The organism is Vibrio sp. CDRSL-10 TSBA (assembly GCA_039696685.1).
Lineage (GTDB): Bacteria > Pseudomonadota > Gammaproteobacteria > Enterobacterales > Vibrionaceae > Vibrio.
The window spans coordinates 30,409-45,351 of sequence record CP155566.1 but is presented as its reverse complement, the minus strand read 5'-3'; the positions used below and the strand labels follow the sequence as shown (position 1 = coordinate 45,351).

The following is a 14,943-nucleotide window of genomic DNA, read 5'->3' as shown; positions in this document are numbered from 1 at the left end:
TCACGAATGAAAAAGCTGTTTGCACTGGTTGCAACCCTGATGTTAAGCCTGTCAGCACATGCTGCACAGTTCAAAGAAGGTATGCATTACAAAGTGCTGGACCTGGAACCTTCGAGCAAACCGAGCGTAGTCGAATATTTCTCATTTTACTGCCCGCACTGTAATGCGTTCGAACCGATTGTAAAACAACTGCAGGCCGGCCTGCCTGAAGGTGTGAAACTGCAAAAGAACCATGTCTCGTTCATGGGCGGCAACATGGGCCAGTCAATGAGTAAAGCTTACGCGACCATGGTCTCTCTGGGCGTGGAAAACAAAATGATTCCGGTGATGTTTAACCGCATCCATAATCTGCGTAAACCACCAAAAGACGACGCTGAGCTGCGCCAGATCTTCACAGACGAAGGCATCAGCGGCGAGAAATTTGACGCGGCATTCAACGGCTTTGCGGTTGACTCTATGGTGCGTCGTTTTGATAAACAGTTCCAGGCGAGCGGTCTGCGCGGCGTACCGTCAGTTGTAGTCAACAACCACTACCTGGTTCAGGCTCAGGACATCAAAACCGTTGATGAGTACATCGAACTGGTCAATTTCCTGCTAGCGAAATAACCGGCTGACGTATTAACCTGATGACGAAATAAATTGTGGCCCGCACAGGCGGGAGACAACAAAGACACAAAAGGGAGCTGCAGCTCCCTTTTGTGTCTTTGCGGCTAAAGGTTAGTGTTACTACCCTGAACGCCAAGCTCATCCCCCGGAATGGGAAGGTACTGCCCTGTGACCCGGACTTCCTACTGACCGACAGAGGCGCTGGGCTCTTGCTCCTGCGGCGCTGTGTCATGCTCCGGGCGAGCGGCATAAATTTGCGCCAGGCGCTCGTCCTTAGCCTGCCATACACCACCCAGCCAACGCTGAAACTGACGCTTGTACGGCTTGTCATTAAAGTAGTCGCCACGGACCTGCTCATCGACCGGCAGCACTTCAATCCGGACCACAATACGCTTCATGCGTCCCATCAGCATGTCACGAAACGGCTTATCACTGTTGTCCGGATAAGCCAGGGTCACATCAATAATATTTGAGAACTGCTCACCCATAGCTGCCAGGGTATAAGCAATGCCGCCGGATTTCGGTGCCAGCAGATGCTGATAAGGCGAAACGGCTGCGCTGCTGCTTGTCACTGGTAAAGCGAGTACCTTCGACATAGTTCACCACTGTGGTTGGGTTATGTTTGAATTTTTCGCACGAACGGCGCGTGGTGGCCAGATCCTGGCCCCGTTTTTCAGGATGACGCAGCAAATACTCGCGCGAATAGCGGCGCATAAACGGCATATCCAGCGCCCAGCACCCCATGCCGATAAACGGCACATACAGCAGTTGCTGCTTAAGGAAAAATTTCGGCATCGGGATGCGATCTTTAAACACGCTGCACAGCACGACAATATCGGTCCAGCTGAGATGGTTACTCATCATCAGGTACCAGCCCTGTTTATGCAGTTGCTCTCCGCCTTCAATCTGCCACTCCACCCGGTTCGACACAGTCAGAATCACCAGATTCAAACTGGCCCACAGCCACATGACTTTATCTGCTATCCGCGTCGCCGCCGTTTTCAGCCTGGCGCTCGGCAGCAGCACCTTGACCAGCGCGATGGCACAGATCAACACAGACGCAACAATGGTGTTCAGCACCACCAGCAAAACATTAAGTATCAGTAAAGGGTAAGCCAGCATAATCGGAACCGGGGTCAGATATTTGAATAAAAAAACAGCGCGCCATTATACCCGCTTACCCATTGAATGAAATATCCGCGCCAATGGTCAGAGTAGCCGTACTGACCGACGAGCTACACCGATTGCGCAGTGAGTTGTTTCAGTAACCGATCCATAGCGCGGTAACCGAGCGCTTCCGCCAGATGCACGCGCTGAATGTGCGCTTCGCCCTGCAGATCGGCAATGGTACGCGCCACCTTGATGATGCGGTGGTAAGCCCGGATCGACAGTCCGAGCTGATGCAGCGCGTTTTCGAGAAATTCCGCATCCGCCTGGTTGAGCGGACAAAATTGCTCGATTTCGCGGCTCTGCAGCAACGCATTAACCTTGCCGCTGCGCGCCAGCATCACTTCACGTGCCTGCTGCACGCGCTGTTTGACTATGGCGGTCGCTTCACCGCGATCGCCACCATGGGCCAGCGTACCTTTGGGCAGCGCCGGAATTTCAATCGACATATCAAACCGGTCCAGCAGCGGACCGGACAAACGGCTCAGATAACGCAGGATCATCTGCGGATTGGCTCGGGCCTGATTGCCTTCGTAATAGCCGGTCGGACTGGGATTGAGCGCCCCGACTAACTGAAAGCGGGCCGGAAAGCGGGTTTTGCCCTGCGCGCGGGAAATAATGATTTCGCCCGACTCAAGCGGCTCACGCAGCGAGTCGAGCACTTTACGTTCAAACTCCGGCATTTCCTCGATTGGTCTTTTTAATGCTATTGATTGTCAACAGACAACAACTAAAAGCATATAAAACTTACCCCTGGGGTAAGTCACTCACTTTCACCAAAGTTAATGGTTCGCTCTGGAAGAAAATATACTTGCTCAACGAAGTTTTTCATAAACATGGTTTACTCGGAAAGTAATAGGCTGAGGTGCAGTAGCAAGCATACAATCCCTATTGGCACATAAAATTTGTGTCCTAAAAGGGATAGAGTCGTTTCTAAAGGCTAAATACACAAAAAGCGGTACCGTCAGGTTTTGACTCTACCTGGGTAACCTCCAGCATTGGCGAGGTCAGTTACACAAGGGGAAATCGCTTCCAGGAGCTACCCTGAAGGCCTTGAGAGTAATATTACGAGTACTTCCCGTTCATCGGTACCATTGTAAGAGAGTATTAAAGTTCTCATACTAAGTACTAAAGTATCATACTCGTTGTAACTCACTTCTGGACAAAAGTTTGTTAGATTAATCACTTAAATTAGAAAAATGCGGATAACTTTAGATATATGAAATTCGCTTAATTGAGTGTCCAGCTCCATTGGAGCATAACAAAGTTCTTTCATTTACATAACTAGCACAACTCTACCAGGTGGACGCTTACCTAATTCAGCGTCTTTGATAACGTTCAATGCCTCTGAGAATGGTACTTCTAAAGCAATGGATGAACGGAGTTTCCCGTCCATTGCTACGTCTGCGATATTTTGCAGGCTCTTAAAACCTGATGTTGCAAATACCATCTTATAGCGACCGGACACAAAGCCTCGGAGCATTCTTCCTGGAGTGGGATTAATATCAATAAAACGCCCTCTTTTCTTAAGCATAGCTAAGCCATCTGTTACAGGAAGTGTTCCCAATGTATCAAATACCGCGTCGTAAGGACCGTTTGTTACCATTGCAGCTTTGTCTTCATACGCAAAGACGGGAGTAACTCCGGCTGCTTGTACGCTTTGTGCAGACGACGTACCACAAGAGCCAGATACGCAAGCACCATAAGCAAGAGCTAATTGGACAGCGAAGCTACCTACTGCGCCACTACAGCCATTAATAAAAATATGTGCGCCTTCTCTTGCGTTTGCTGCATCAATAACCGCAGCCCAAGCTGTTGCCGCTGGGATTGGAATACAGGCAGCTTCGCTAAAGGATATTGCTGTTGGTTTGTGTACCAACAAGCTGGCATCAGCATCAACCAGTTCGGCGAAGGCTCCCTGTCTTTTAATCTCGACGGTGCCAAATACTTCATCACCAACTTCAAAATCTGTCACTTGAGAGCCTACGCTTTCGACAACACCCGCAAAATCGGATCCCATACCCTGCGGAAACTTTCTCCCAGTTACAAACTTCATTACGCCTTGGCGTAACTTCCAATCAAGTGGATTTAGTGCAGCGGTCTTTACACGGACACGCACCCGATTAGGAGCAAGTTCTGATAGAGCATACTCACCAAATGACATAACTTCCGGACCGCCATAGCGGCTAAACTGTACTCTTTTCACAGTTTCAACTCCTATTTTTGATTGATTTTCATAACATTTCTGCTTCTTTAGTTTTCTAGAACTTGTTCCATTGTTATGGTTGGCCATGTCAGATAAGGATTGAATAAGTCGGGCATGAACTCTTCCATCCTCGTTGATACCCCCACACGGAAAACCATAATTTGGCTCCGCTTTCACAGGCTTTTCTTACTTCGCCATCCATACTGTTTAAGCAGATACATCCACTGCACTAACTTGCCTGTGATGAGCTTTGACTAAACCAAAGTCTCCCAATATGGCGTAAGCTGCGGGTATCATGAATAACACCAAAAGCGTCGATGTGAAGATGCCAAACACAATTGAGATAACCAATGGTTTAATAATCTCAGCCTGCAAACTGGTTTCAAGCAGCAATGGCAACAAACCCGCAGCGGTAGTTATGGACGTTAAGAATACAGCTCGGAATCGCTCTCGACTGGCAAACACAACAGCATCGTGTAGCGATTCCCCATCATTTAGGTGCTGACGAATATACTGAACCAGCAATATTGAATCATTCACCACAACCCCAGCCAATGAAACAAACCCTAACATTCCAGGTAAACTCATTGGATGGCCAAGTAATAAATGCCCCCATAACACGCCAATAAACGCAAGAGGAATGGTCACTAACACCACCGCAGGTTCGAGGTAGCTGCGGAATTGGAAACTCAGGATAACGAAAACGCCAAATACACCGAGTAAAAAGCCTGTCAGCATCGAGTTACTCGCAGCAGCCATATCTCTGGCTGAACCTTCAAAGTTAACTCGCAACCCCGGATAATCTTTTCGCAACTTCGGCAATTCGACCTTTTTGAATTGCTCTAATAGCTCATTAGAGCTAATCACACTCTGATTGAGGTCCGCTGAAACCGTGACCGTACGGAACCCGTCAATACGCTGTATTCGAACAAAATTACGCTGATATTCAATCGTAGCCACCATAGAAAGCGGGACATGCGAACCATTCGCTAGCGTGACCGGAAATCGTTTGAGTTCCGATAAATCACCGGCTTGCTGCTTATCCAACATGACCTGAATCTTAATATTCTCGGGGCCAACCTGGATTTCATCCGCCGTCTGACCAAAGTAAGCGGCTCGTAACTGAGTGGCGACCATTTGCCCATTCACACCATAATTCTCAGCACCAGCGCGTAAACTTATCTTTAGCTCTGGTTTCCCTAAACGCATGTCGTCTATCACGCCACTGACACCTTGAAACTGAGCTAAAAAGGCTTGGATATCGATGGATGCCTCTTTAAGTACTGATAAATCATCATGTTGAATACGCAATTCAACATCTTTACCACCAGGCCCCAATGAAGGTTGCTTAAAGACCAGAGACACCGGTGCCGCTAATTCGCCCGTCTCTTTTTCCCAGTCGCTGAGCACGTCAGCCATCAAACTATTTCTCACTTCAGCACTGAGTAAATCCAGACGCACGGTAGCAATATGAGGCCCAGATTCGTCGGCATCTCCGTTCACATTGTATTGCTCAGTAATATGACGAACTAATGGCTCTCCACCTTCCACTTCGTTGGTGTATTGACTGTCGACCCGTTTGGCCGCTAAAACCACTTGCTCAACGATATGTTCTGTCTGTGATAGCGTTGAGCCAGGAGGAAGGATGATACGCGCTTCTGCAATATCCCCATCCAATTGAGGAAAGCCAACAAACTTAAGGGTACCACTGGCAAGCAATGAGACTGACGCGATGAGCAGTCCAACCACACCACCGACAAACAAATAGCGCCAACGAACCGTCCATTCCACAGACGTCATTAATTGATTATTACGAAAACTTTCAAATCGGTTAAAGAAACGTCTGCTTCCATCGTGGTGGTTCAGACTCGGACGCCGACTTTTCAAGGCTGTGGCTTAAATGATTCGGAAGAATTAAAAATGCTTCAACCAGACTCAATGTCAGTACCAGTAACAGTACCATCGGCACTACTTTTAGTACCGCTCCCATCTCGCCTTCAAGAAACATCAAACTGCCAAAAATGCATACCGTGGTTAAGTAAGAAGACAATACACCAGGAAACACTTTGCTTACGCCGTTATAAACCGCTTCTTTGACCTGTTGACCTCTATCAATATGAGCGGCTATAGACTCTGAAATCACGATGGCATCGTCCATCATGATACCAATCGCCATCAATAACGCAGCCAGTGTCATGATATTGATGGATAGCCCCATAGACGCCATTAAATAAAGACTGCCCAGGAAAGCCACAGGCAATCCCGCTGCCACCCAAAATGAATAGCGAAACGTAAAGAATAACCACATCACAGCAAAGACTAATAACACCCCTTGCCAACCGTTATTCAATATCATGGTCAAACGGTCCCACAACATTGAAGACTGGTCGTTGGTGAGCGTCAAAGTCACACCGGTTGGAGCAGTCTCATTTGCGGCATCAACAAAGGCGGCCACTTTATCTTTCACCCGCAAAGAGTCATCGGCTTTATTTTTACTGATTTTTAAGACGGTCGCAGGCATACCATCAAACAGGAGTTTCTGCTCATCAAGTTCAAAACGATTGGTAATGGTGGCAATATCTTTCAATTGCACGACAGAGCCATCACTATCTGCGCCAACCACGATATTCCCTAAACCTTCAGTGTCCACCTGTTGACCGTCAAAGCGAACTAAATAATTTCGGTCAGATAACTCCAGATTGCCCCCAGGGAGTTTGATATTCTGACTTGCTAAGGTTGAAGAAACATCAGCGACACTCATCCCTAAACGGCGTACCGCAGCCGTATCGAGTTCGACCCTTATTTGATGATCTGAGAAATCACTGACTTCAACCAGCGATACACCATAGTCGACCTTGAGTATCCTTTTTAGCGACTCAGCATAAGCTTTCAACTCTGGCAACGGCATGTCTGCCTGGATTGCTACATCAACGACTGGATCGTTTTTGTCTAACTCACGCACGATAGGGGACTCAGTTTCTGCTGGAAAATCATTAATGCTATTAATCTGAGTCTGAACATCCACTAACATTCGAGGAACAATATCCCCATTGGTGAGTTTTATGATCATGGATGCCATGCCCTCTAATGCTTCACAACGAGCTTCAACAATATTATCCAACCCATCTATCGCATCTTCCATACGCTGACACAACGTCTGCTCTACCTCCAGAGGTGTCGCTCCAGGGTAAACAATAGATGCAATGAGGTAAGGTGGTACAAAGTCCGGAAAGGTTTCGCGTTTGATCTTTGATAGTGAAGTCAAACCCACCATGATAAGTGCCAACATCAACAAGTTGGCTGCGGTCGGGTGCCGCGAAAAAAAGCGGATCATAATTCTGCCTCATGCTTTGCAATACGAAGCGCCATCCCAACAACCGCAGGTTGCAAGTCATTCAGAACCAGTAGATCTTTGTCCTGAAATTCACCCTCAACGGCAACGACGCCATCACGTCGGTAGAGTACTTTGACCGTAGCAATAGCCAGCGCATTGTCACGCATCAAATATACCGTTTTGCCGTGTAATGCCGATTCCGGCACGATATAGTGCTCCTGAGCAACGCCTTCAAGCTCGGCTTCAACAAACATCCCACTGATCAATGACGGCAAATTCGCAGGCAGGTTGTTACTTAACTGGACATCAAGAATAATACCGGCGGTCGCCTGATTGTAATTTACGCTGTCACTGACTCGCGAGACGATGGCAGGCCACTCATAGTGGTGGTCATTGCTACGCAAATGTACACTTGCGTTGACATTGACATAATCACTACGAAAAGCCTCAATGGTGTTGTCTTGGGTTCCCTTATTTGCCAGCAAAAAGAAATCATCAACCGCGACTTGTGTGTCCACTTCAACAGAATCGAGACTATGCGCCTTTATCATCGTTTGTTGATTATTAACAACTTGATCTTTTACGACATTCACTTCGGCAATACGTGCTCGAAATGGCAAGTAAACCTCGGTTCTTTGCAAAGAACGTTTTGCCATTTCAACCGCCGATTCATTCACCTTAATTTGAGATTGAATAACTTTTCGGTCATCAGGCAAAGATACCCACTGATTTTCCAACTCTTCGACCGTTTCTTCGGCCCGTCAGAACAACCTGTACTTCAGTGTCATACGCTGACTGCGAAATCAAACCACGTTCAAACAACTTCTTCTTACGCTCTAGCTCTTTTGAACTAATTTCCAGGCGCTGTTTTTCGATGTTCAGTTGGGTTTTCAGGTTTCCTTCTTTTAATGCAAGCTGATTCAATTGAGCTTGAGACAAGCTTAACTGTGCTTCAGACTGCGCGAGACTTAACTCATAATCCAAAGGATCAATTCTCAGCAAAAGTGTGTTTGCGGGCACAATTCTTCCCCGCTCTAACTCAGGAGCAATGTAGATAATACGCCCCGACACTTCTGCAATTCCCTGCCACTCAGTTTTTGGGGTAACACGACCATACCCGACCACCAGTGGTGCTAAACTTTGCTTGCTTAGGGAAATAACATCCACTAACCTCTCTTTAGCCTGGACGGCTTTTAATTCGGGCGTTGATTTACTGTTGATAGCAATTACAAAAATAACGACCCCCACTAAAGCCGCTGGAATGAACAACCATCGTCTACTAAAGCGGCTCATAAATCTTCCTCACTCTGCTTTAAAATACCCAACTCAAGCAACTTCACATTATGTTCAAGCAAAGCCATGAGGCTCGCTTCATTACGTTCCATATTCATTAATTTGAATGCCGTATCAGGGAGTAAAAAAGGACATATCATCAAGCTGATACAACTCAATCGGGCAAGATCAATATCCACGCCTTCTTTCAAGTTTGGAAGTTGACTATTGGTCAACTGAATAACCGGCAGAACAAAACTCGACATGTGCTTTATCAGCACATCCCTTGCTTCGTCCCCTTCAGGACGATCCATCAATCGAGCAATAAGGCGAGGAAAACCAGGATGTGGGGTCATCATCTGATAGTAGATACGCATTTTGGTCTGAAAACTGAAGGAGTCGCCAGATTCTTTACGTATAAATTCACTCATTGGTGCAAAGGTGTCTTGCAACATGGCTTCGAGTAAGCCAGCTTTATTTTTAAAGTAATAACGAATGAGTGCGATATTGACGCCCGCTCGCTCTGCGACCAAACGAGTCGAGACTTTTTCGTAGGGAAGTCGAATGAACAACTGACGTGAAGCATCAATCAGTCTCTTACGAGCGTCACTTTCGCCGCCAGTAGGTCGACCCACTTTTTTTTGCTCCAAAGGAACGTTTTGCGCTGAAGGTTCATCAGACATAGGTTTGGCTCTCATTACTTAATTAATCGAATGATTAATATTCTAGAGAGTACCGATTAAAATGGCAGCGATTTAATTCCCTAAAAACATCGAAAGTGATGAATTTATCTAAAACTTTAGCCGCCTAACACATCAAACATGACAGCGTTTTGCCATGAAAAGTAAGGGTTATATGTTAATCTGGCGTGTACTTTTCCTTCTTCATGATACCCCCAGGCAGAAAACCACAACGGCGAGCCATTTTCACACGCCTTTCTTTCTTCAGCGTTCATACTGTTCAAACAAATACGTAATTGTCCCTGACTTCCGTACAGTGGGTTATCTGGTGAAAACAGCACTCCCATGTGTGAAAACTGACTGATACGCTGTGCGTCGATTCTATCCGTTCGAACTAGTATTCTTGAAGTATCTGAGGCTTCAACAGGCAATTTCCCATACCAAATAAATCGGCTATTAGGATTGGTAAAATTGTGTTGGAACACTTGTAAAAGATAAGGCGTATCTATCACCGAATCGTGCTCAGTCGCCACTATCAGCACAGGTTTGTCATAAGGTTTTTCAAGGAGTTTTTGAGCTAACACGCTGGTTCGATAATATTGTGCAAATCCATTGGTAGGGACTGTCATGTAACGCACTGGTGTTTGGACATCAACATCACTGTCAGGAGTCATTAACCATGGCTTCACCTTTGACAATGCTGGCGTTATCCACTGAAACGGCACTCTGCTTTTAAAACCCGGAGAAAATAATGCAAGGCCCGCAATAGAAGGATGTTGATAGGCATAGTCAAGAATAAGATTTGCTCCTGTCGAAAAGCCTCCCAAGTACACCTTTCCTGAAACATCCTTCTCTAGCTGCTTCGCTTGTTGATGTACAACTTCCTGCCATTGTTCAGCACTCACATCCAACATGTCATTAGGGGACGTTTCCATGCCCTGGCAATAAAACCGTCCTTACTAAAAAACCTTGTTCTGATAATACCAATGCAAGATCACTAAACGACCACGGAGAATCACCTAATCCATGTACTAGCAATATTCCCTTAGTTGGTTTGCTTGCTTCCGGGATATCTTTGGGTGCCCACTCATTCGGGGAGTTGAAAATCAGCTCATCTTCTTGTGCCATCTGTTGAAACACTCGATGTGTCTTTACATCGCTAATGGTTTGCTGCTGATAAATGTTAAATTCTAAAGAATGAATGTCTTGTTCAGTTGTATTCAACCCAGAACATCCTAGGAGACCAAGCAATATCATCAACGCCGATGCTAGTGCTGAAAACACGCCAAAAACTCTTCCACTGCGAAAACGTTTATTCATCGATATTTTTGATTGCGACATTGCCTAACCTTTACTGACCAGTACTCAATACGGAGCCTGAATAGACCCTGAGATAAAATTAATCAAGTGATTACATATTACTCACTAAGTCTCAAAGTTCCGATGGGAATAATTCATCCAATTTAGGGAAAATGATGAATTTTTAATAAAAAGTGACCAGTAGCGTAGCTACTTTTAGCATTACTTAAAGTAAGCCAATTAATGACAAAAGAAATGAGTCTAGTTTGTTATGCCGACACGAAATGGGGCAGATCCGTGTCAGCCACACACTGAGCACGGTCTGGACAAATGAGGAGTAGTCATCTGTCCAGACCGAATTAAGCTTTGACTTTAAAGGTAACAGATTCAGTCCAAGCTAATTCAGATTAGTATTTAGATAGGATGGCTGTCTTCTCAGATTGCAGCTTCTTGAGTTCTGATGAGATTTCACTTAAACGAGCTTTATCTTCTGGAGTAATTTCTCTGGCTTTTGGATTAAAGCTACACGCTGATAGTGCCTTCTTAGATTTAGCAGTAAAACCAGAAAGACTGACATTGAAGTCAACAATTTCTGAACGTCTGTCATTTTGAATCTTCACGTATGCTTTATTACCAGCAATCATCTGAGCAAGTAACTTACTTACGTTTGCTTCTGTCTCACTGCTGGCGTTGACGTATCCTGCACGATATGAGTTTGTATATAGTTGACCTCGGAAGCTAATCGGCTGATTATCATCGACTTTAACAAACATATCTACGTTGGTTCTCGGTGTCCCTAATGCGTTATCTGCATTAAAGGTCAACATTATGCTTTTCTTGTTATCAGAAACATCACATCTCACACCAATACTTTCATCTTGCTTGTAAACATACGAAAATGCGCTCACTGTGCGTTTACCTGTGATTTCATCGGTATTATCAGTGTTCAACCACTCAGCATGAACAACAGTTGATAGTAGTAAGGCTGCAATCGGTAATATCGTTTCTTTTCATTGAATAACTCACTCCCAGATGATCTAGTTGTTTTGCTTAATCAGTTAAACATGCACTCATACGCCACTGTAGCATAGCATTTGGCTAATTAATTGACTAAAAGCATATTGAATCCTGAAAGTAAAACTGGACACTCAGCAAAGTAACATTTTTCAACCCATAGTTTTCTTGGCCGCGATCCCTCAATCGCCAGTCATGAGTAAAAGTATTGCGATTCCAGTGGCACGATCTGCTACTGAGTAAAAGCGTTAGCAAGAAAAGGGGCATAAACGTGCTAGCTGCGATCGTGCTGTCACATCTATGGACAGAAGTGTGTCAGTGACGTTGCTAAATTAGCAGAAGATAGATTAACTTAAGTATGGCAAACTCCGATAGGCATAAGGCTAAAACAGCCCCCAGAGCAAGATCGATAATGTGCGTCTTCAATAAGGTATCGTGACATGAGTGTCCTCTCAAATAATGTTTAAAGCTCCGCGCTGCACATCACAATAGAAATCTGACTTAATAGTTACACAGTCCGCTTTTGCTCTTTTGTACTCTTGATCCAGTTTCAAATCGCTACCACTCAATAACTCCCAATTTGTTCGATAAAAATTACTCAACACGAACGTAGTAAATAGTTCTGGAGTAAACACTTTATTGGTTGCAATTCTAGAGCTGTTATTAACTCCTAAATGAAGATGAGCAATAGGATGGTTGACCCTTTTATGCTGCCGCTCACTAAGGTCGTAGCGTAATATAGGAGTTGTAATATTCGCTCTCAGCTCACAAAGGGCTTGAGTATATTCTTCGAATGACCATTCATCCTCTAGGTAATATTGATGGTAGGTTTGTAGCAAGTCTGTCGGAGAGTCTGGCTCATCAGAATATGTACTCGAATTCATAGGGTTTGGATAAAAAGCCATTCGAAGTTCATATGGATAGGATAGCTTAGGCTTCTTCGGATCAGGTTTTAGCTCTCGAAATGAAAACTGAAAGTACGAAAAATCACTTAGAATAAAATTATAATATCCCTCATTTAGTCCTTCGAAATAAATTTCTTCGTGCGTCGAACGACTCATTAAGGCTACCTTATTGAAGCCATCGCTAACCTTTAGACTTACGGGAGAGAGCATCTTAGGCTCTAAACCTAGCTTAGTGCATATAGCCATAGCACGAACAATCCCACTATCGAAGTTTTTCTGCTTCATTTAGATCCCCTTTAGGAAGTCTACTTTTTCTTCGTCACTAACACCTAAAAGTTCAAGCTGTTCACGATAGTTTCGTTGGAGTTCTTTTAATTTTTGGCTCTTTTCAGATAAATCTCGTTGAAGCGTCTCGATGCGCTTCGGATCCGGCTGCACAAACTCTAACTGAGGTGCCTTCGTGAGTGACATTCGTAGTTCATCAAAAAACAATTCAGCTCTTGTACCGATGCCGCTGACTCTTAGCCAAGCTTTTGCTCTGGTAAAGGCTGTAAAGATTCTATTTCTCGAGTAATGACTACCTTCGGTCCAGTACAGAGAATCGATACCTATAACAAGCACAGCAGGGGCTTCGTTTCCCTTAGCACGATGAATTGTCGACATCGTCACTTGCCCTTTTTCGATAAACGACTTCGAACTATAAGGATTTAGTAATACATTATTCGACGAAATGCCGTGTGTGAACAATCGACTTTGAATTGCTTTAAAATAGCCACGAGCGTTGCGGTCATCCAATGCGATGATCATTATATCTTCCGCCTTCAATCCATCGGCTAGTAAAGAGCGAATATTATCGACAACCCAGTCTGATTCTTGGTTAAGATTCTGAAAAGATTGATATTTAATGAGCTCTTCTACTGGCTCATAAGCTGATATCGACAGCGGACTATTTTTACTTGGGCGTTCTAGAATTATCTCACTACCAATCTCGAAGTCTCCTTTAAGAACATCATAACCGACATCCTCCCAGTGAGCCTTATCTTCCAAGTTTCTGAACTGGACATCCATCTTTTCGATACAAACCAAAACCCAATGCATGAGCAGCAATAAGAACTTCACGAGGATTGCGGTAACACTTAGTAAGAACAATATCGTTGTCTAAATACTCAGGTAAATGACGCCCAGCTCTTTGAAGATCAATGTAATCTTCACCATCACTGTCTTGACCAAATAGCTCTTTCGGTGATCTGGTTTTTACCTTAAAGATATTTTGTAGCTCATCGTATCCCCAGATAATATTTTTTGTATCTCGCTCCCCTTTAGTGATTTGGTAGACAAGACGGAAAAATGACAGCGTCATATCCTGAGCCTCATCCATTAGTACGTAGTCATACACAGCTCTAAGCTTATTGCTAGCTAAAGCATCCGAACAAACATACTCAAAAGGGTTGTTCGGTAACTGCGCTTTAGCCTGAGGAAAACTCACAATGGGAATGCCATTATCATTACATGCTGAGTAGTAAACTCCATCTATACCACTCCCACCCCAAGCATGCTTAATTTGTAAGTTATCCCAATTGGGATCAACCTTTTTATAATGCCTATAAAAACGTGTGATTAGGTTTTTTACATGTACATAGAGGCTTTTGGTGAAAAACGTAAAAAGAATTTTCTTCTCAGGGTACTCCATGTGGATATGAGCAGCTTTCATCGCCAACACAACCGTTTTCCCTGAACCAGCTAACCCACGAATCCGTTGAGGACCGTCAATAATAGTGACCGCACTATTTCTTTGACGAATATCGAAGGTTTTAATCTCTTCTTCAAGCTTCATCAAAGTGAATGCTTTAGTGGTTTTGTCGCCCTCATCAACATTCCTTTGTTGATCCGAAGACAGTGCTTTAGTGCCCTCCAATATAGCTCGGCACTCATTGAACTTATCTTCTGAGATAGGAGCACCAAGCTCTTCTCTCATAATGGCTAGAGTATCAGTAAGCTCAGTAATAGAAGTAATAAAAAGGTCTTCATCACAGTCTAAGCCTGCTATCGACTCTGTATAAAAAAAGGCGTCGAAGCCAATACTGAGTTCTTGTGCTCTCTTTTTCTTAGTACGAAGAAGTTTACTTTCGTATAGATTTGAAAATATTAGACTTCTGTATTCATCCCACTCTTCATCTATTTTTTCCGAGGAAACAGTACCGTCAAACTCACTAAAACGCAGAGCTAACACGCCATGTTGCTGACTTAGTATTACTAAGTCAGATGTTTTCATTACCTCAGATTCGTATCCATAAAATTTCGGAAATCCAAAGTAAACAATAGCCTGCTCTAAACCCAAAGCTTTGCTATTACCTTTCAGGTGATCAACTACTAACTTTGCCAGCGGTACACTTTCAAAGTGTTTCGAAGTAATTACTGTTTCCATAGCCATTAAGACCTTGTTGTGTACGGTTTTTGACA

Annotated in this window: 11 protein-coding genes and 3 pseudogenes; 1 reads left to right on the top strand and 13 read right to left on the bottom strand. The window is 44.4% G+C overall.

Annotation, left to right across the window (positions count from 1 at the left end):
* Window positions 1-6: 6 nt before the first annotated feature.
* Window positions 7-606, top strand: coding sequence for a thiol:disulfide interchange protein DsbA/DsbL (locus tag ABDK09_07525; protein XAW89568.1), 600 nt, complete (start codon window positions 7-9; stop codon window positions 604-606).
* A gap of 182 nt (window positions 607-788) precedes the next feature.
* Here ABDK09_07525 and ABDK09_07520 read toward each other — a convergent pair.
* The 13 genes and pseudogenes from ABDK09_07520 to ABDK09_07460 all read right to left on the bottom strand — a co-directional run bounded on the left by ABDK09_07520 (window position 789) and on the right by ABDK09_07460 (window position 14,908).
* Window positions 789-1,728 (bottom strand): annotated as a pseudogene (locus ABDK09_07520) (acyltransferase).
* Window positions 1,729-1,841: 113 nt separating this feature from the next.
* Window positions 1,842-2,465, bottom strand: a pseudogene (locus tag ABDK09_07515) (ATP-binding protein).
* A gap of 584 nt (window positions 2,466-3,049) precedes the next feature.
* A complete protein-coding gene (locus ABDK09_07510; GenBank protein XAW89567.1) occupies window positions 3,050-4,156 on the bottom strand; it encodes an NAD(P)-dependent alcohol dehydrogenase in 1,107 nt (368 codons plus the stop codon).
* A 30-nt stretch (window positions 4,157-4,186) separates the two neighbouring features.
* Window positions 4,187-7,313: pseudogene (locus tag ABDK09_07505) on the bottom strand (efflux RND transporter permease subunit).
* Window positions 7,310-8,050, bottom strand: coding sequence for a hypothetical protein (locus tag ABDK09_07500; GenBank protein ID XAW89566.1), 741 nt, complete (start codon window positions 8,048-8,050; stop codon window positions 7,310-7,312). Before ABDK09_07500 ends, ABDK09_07505 begins: the two are co-directional and overlap by 4 nt.
* Window positions 8,022-8,606, bottom strand: coding sequence for a hypothetical protein (locus ABDK09_07495; GenBank protein XAW89565.1), 585 nt, complete (start codon window positions 8,604-8,606; stop codon window positions 8,022-8,024). Before ABDK09_07495 ends, ABDK09_07500 begins: the two co-directional genes overlap by 29 nt.
* Window positions 8,603-9,268, bottom strand: a complete 666-nt coding sequence (locus ABDK09_07490; GenBank protein XAW89564.1) for a TetR/AcrR family transcriptional regulator — start codon at window positions 9,266-9,268, stop codon at window positions 8,603-8,605. The genes ABDK09_07495 and ABDK09_07490 overlap by 4 nt, the downstream gene beginning before the upstream one ends.
* 116 nt (window positions 9,269-9,384) lie before the next feature.
* On the bottom strand, window positions 9,385-10,170 hold the full coding sequence (locus ABDK09_07485) for an alpha/beta hydrolase (protein XAW89563.1): 786 nt from the start codon (window positions 10,168-10,170) through the stop codon (window positions 9,385-9,387).
* Window positions 10,171-10,183: 13 nt separating this feature from the next.
* Window positions 10,184-10,606, bottom strand: a complete 423-nt coding sequence (locus ABDK09_07480) for a hypothetical protein (GenBank protein XAW89562.1) — start codon at window positions 10,604-10,606, stop codon at window positions 10,184-10,186.
* Window positions 10,607-10,971: 365 nt separating this feature from the next.
* On the bottom strand, window positions 10,972-11,514 hold the full coding sequence (locus tag ABDK09_07475) for a hypothetical protein (GenBank protein ID XAW89561.1): 543 nt from the start codon (window positions 11,512-11,514) through the stop codon (window positions 10,972-10,974).
* 516 nt (window positions 11,515-12,030) lie between these two features.
* Window positions 12,031-12,768: a DUF2290 domain-containing protein gene (locus ABDK09_07470; protein XAW89560.1), complete on the bottom strand. Its 738-nt coding sequence runs from the start codon at window positions 12,766-12,768 to the stop codon at window positions 12,031-12,033.
* Window positions 12,769-13,530 carry an ATP-binding domain-containing protein gene (locus ABDK09_07465; protein ID XAW89559.1) on the bottom strand — a complete coding sequence of 254 codons (762 nt, stop codon included), beginning with the start codon at window positions 13,528-13,530 and terminating at the stop codon, window positions 12,769-12,771. It abuts the gene before it with no gap.
* The gene (locus ABDK09_07460) at window positions 13,520-14,908 is read right to left on the bottom strand and encodes a hypothetical protein (protein ID XAW89558.1); all 1,389 of its coding nucleotides are present in this window, start codon (window positions 14,906-14,908) and stop codon (window positions 13,520-13,522) included. The genes ABDK09_07465 and ABDK09_07460 overlap by 11 nt, the downstream gene beginning before the upstream one ends.
* Window positions 14,909-14,943: the final 35 nt, after the last annotated feature.

Excerpts from the sequence above, each read along its gene's own strand:
- ABDK09_07525 (XAW89568.1), top strand. The coding sequence starts at position 7 with ATGAAAAAGCTGTTTGCACTGGTTGCAACCCTGATGTTAAGCCTGTCA.
- ABDK09_07495 (XAW89565.1), bottom strand. The coding sequence starts at position 8,606 with ATGAGCCGCTTTAGTAGACGATGGTTGTTCATTCCAGCGGCTTTAGTG.
- ABDK09_07490 (XAW89564.1), bottom strand. The coding sequence starts at position 9,268 with ATGTCTGATGAACCTTCAGCGCAAAACGTTCCTTTGGAGCAAAAAAAA.
- ABDK09_07480 (XAW89562.1), bottom strand. The coding sequence starts at position 10,606 with ATGTCGCAATCAAAAATATCGATGAATAAACGTTTTCGCAGTGGAAGA.
- ABDK09_07470 (XAW89560.1), bottom strand. The coding sequence starts at position 12,768 with ATGAAGCAGAAAAACTTCGATAGTGGGATTGTTCGTGCTATGGCTATA.
- ABDK09_07460 (XAW89558.1), bottom strand. The coding sequence starts at position 14,908 with ATGGAAACAGTAATTACTTCGAAACACTTTGAAAGTGTACCGCTGGCA.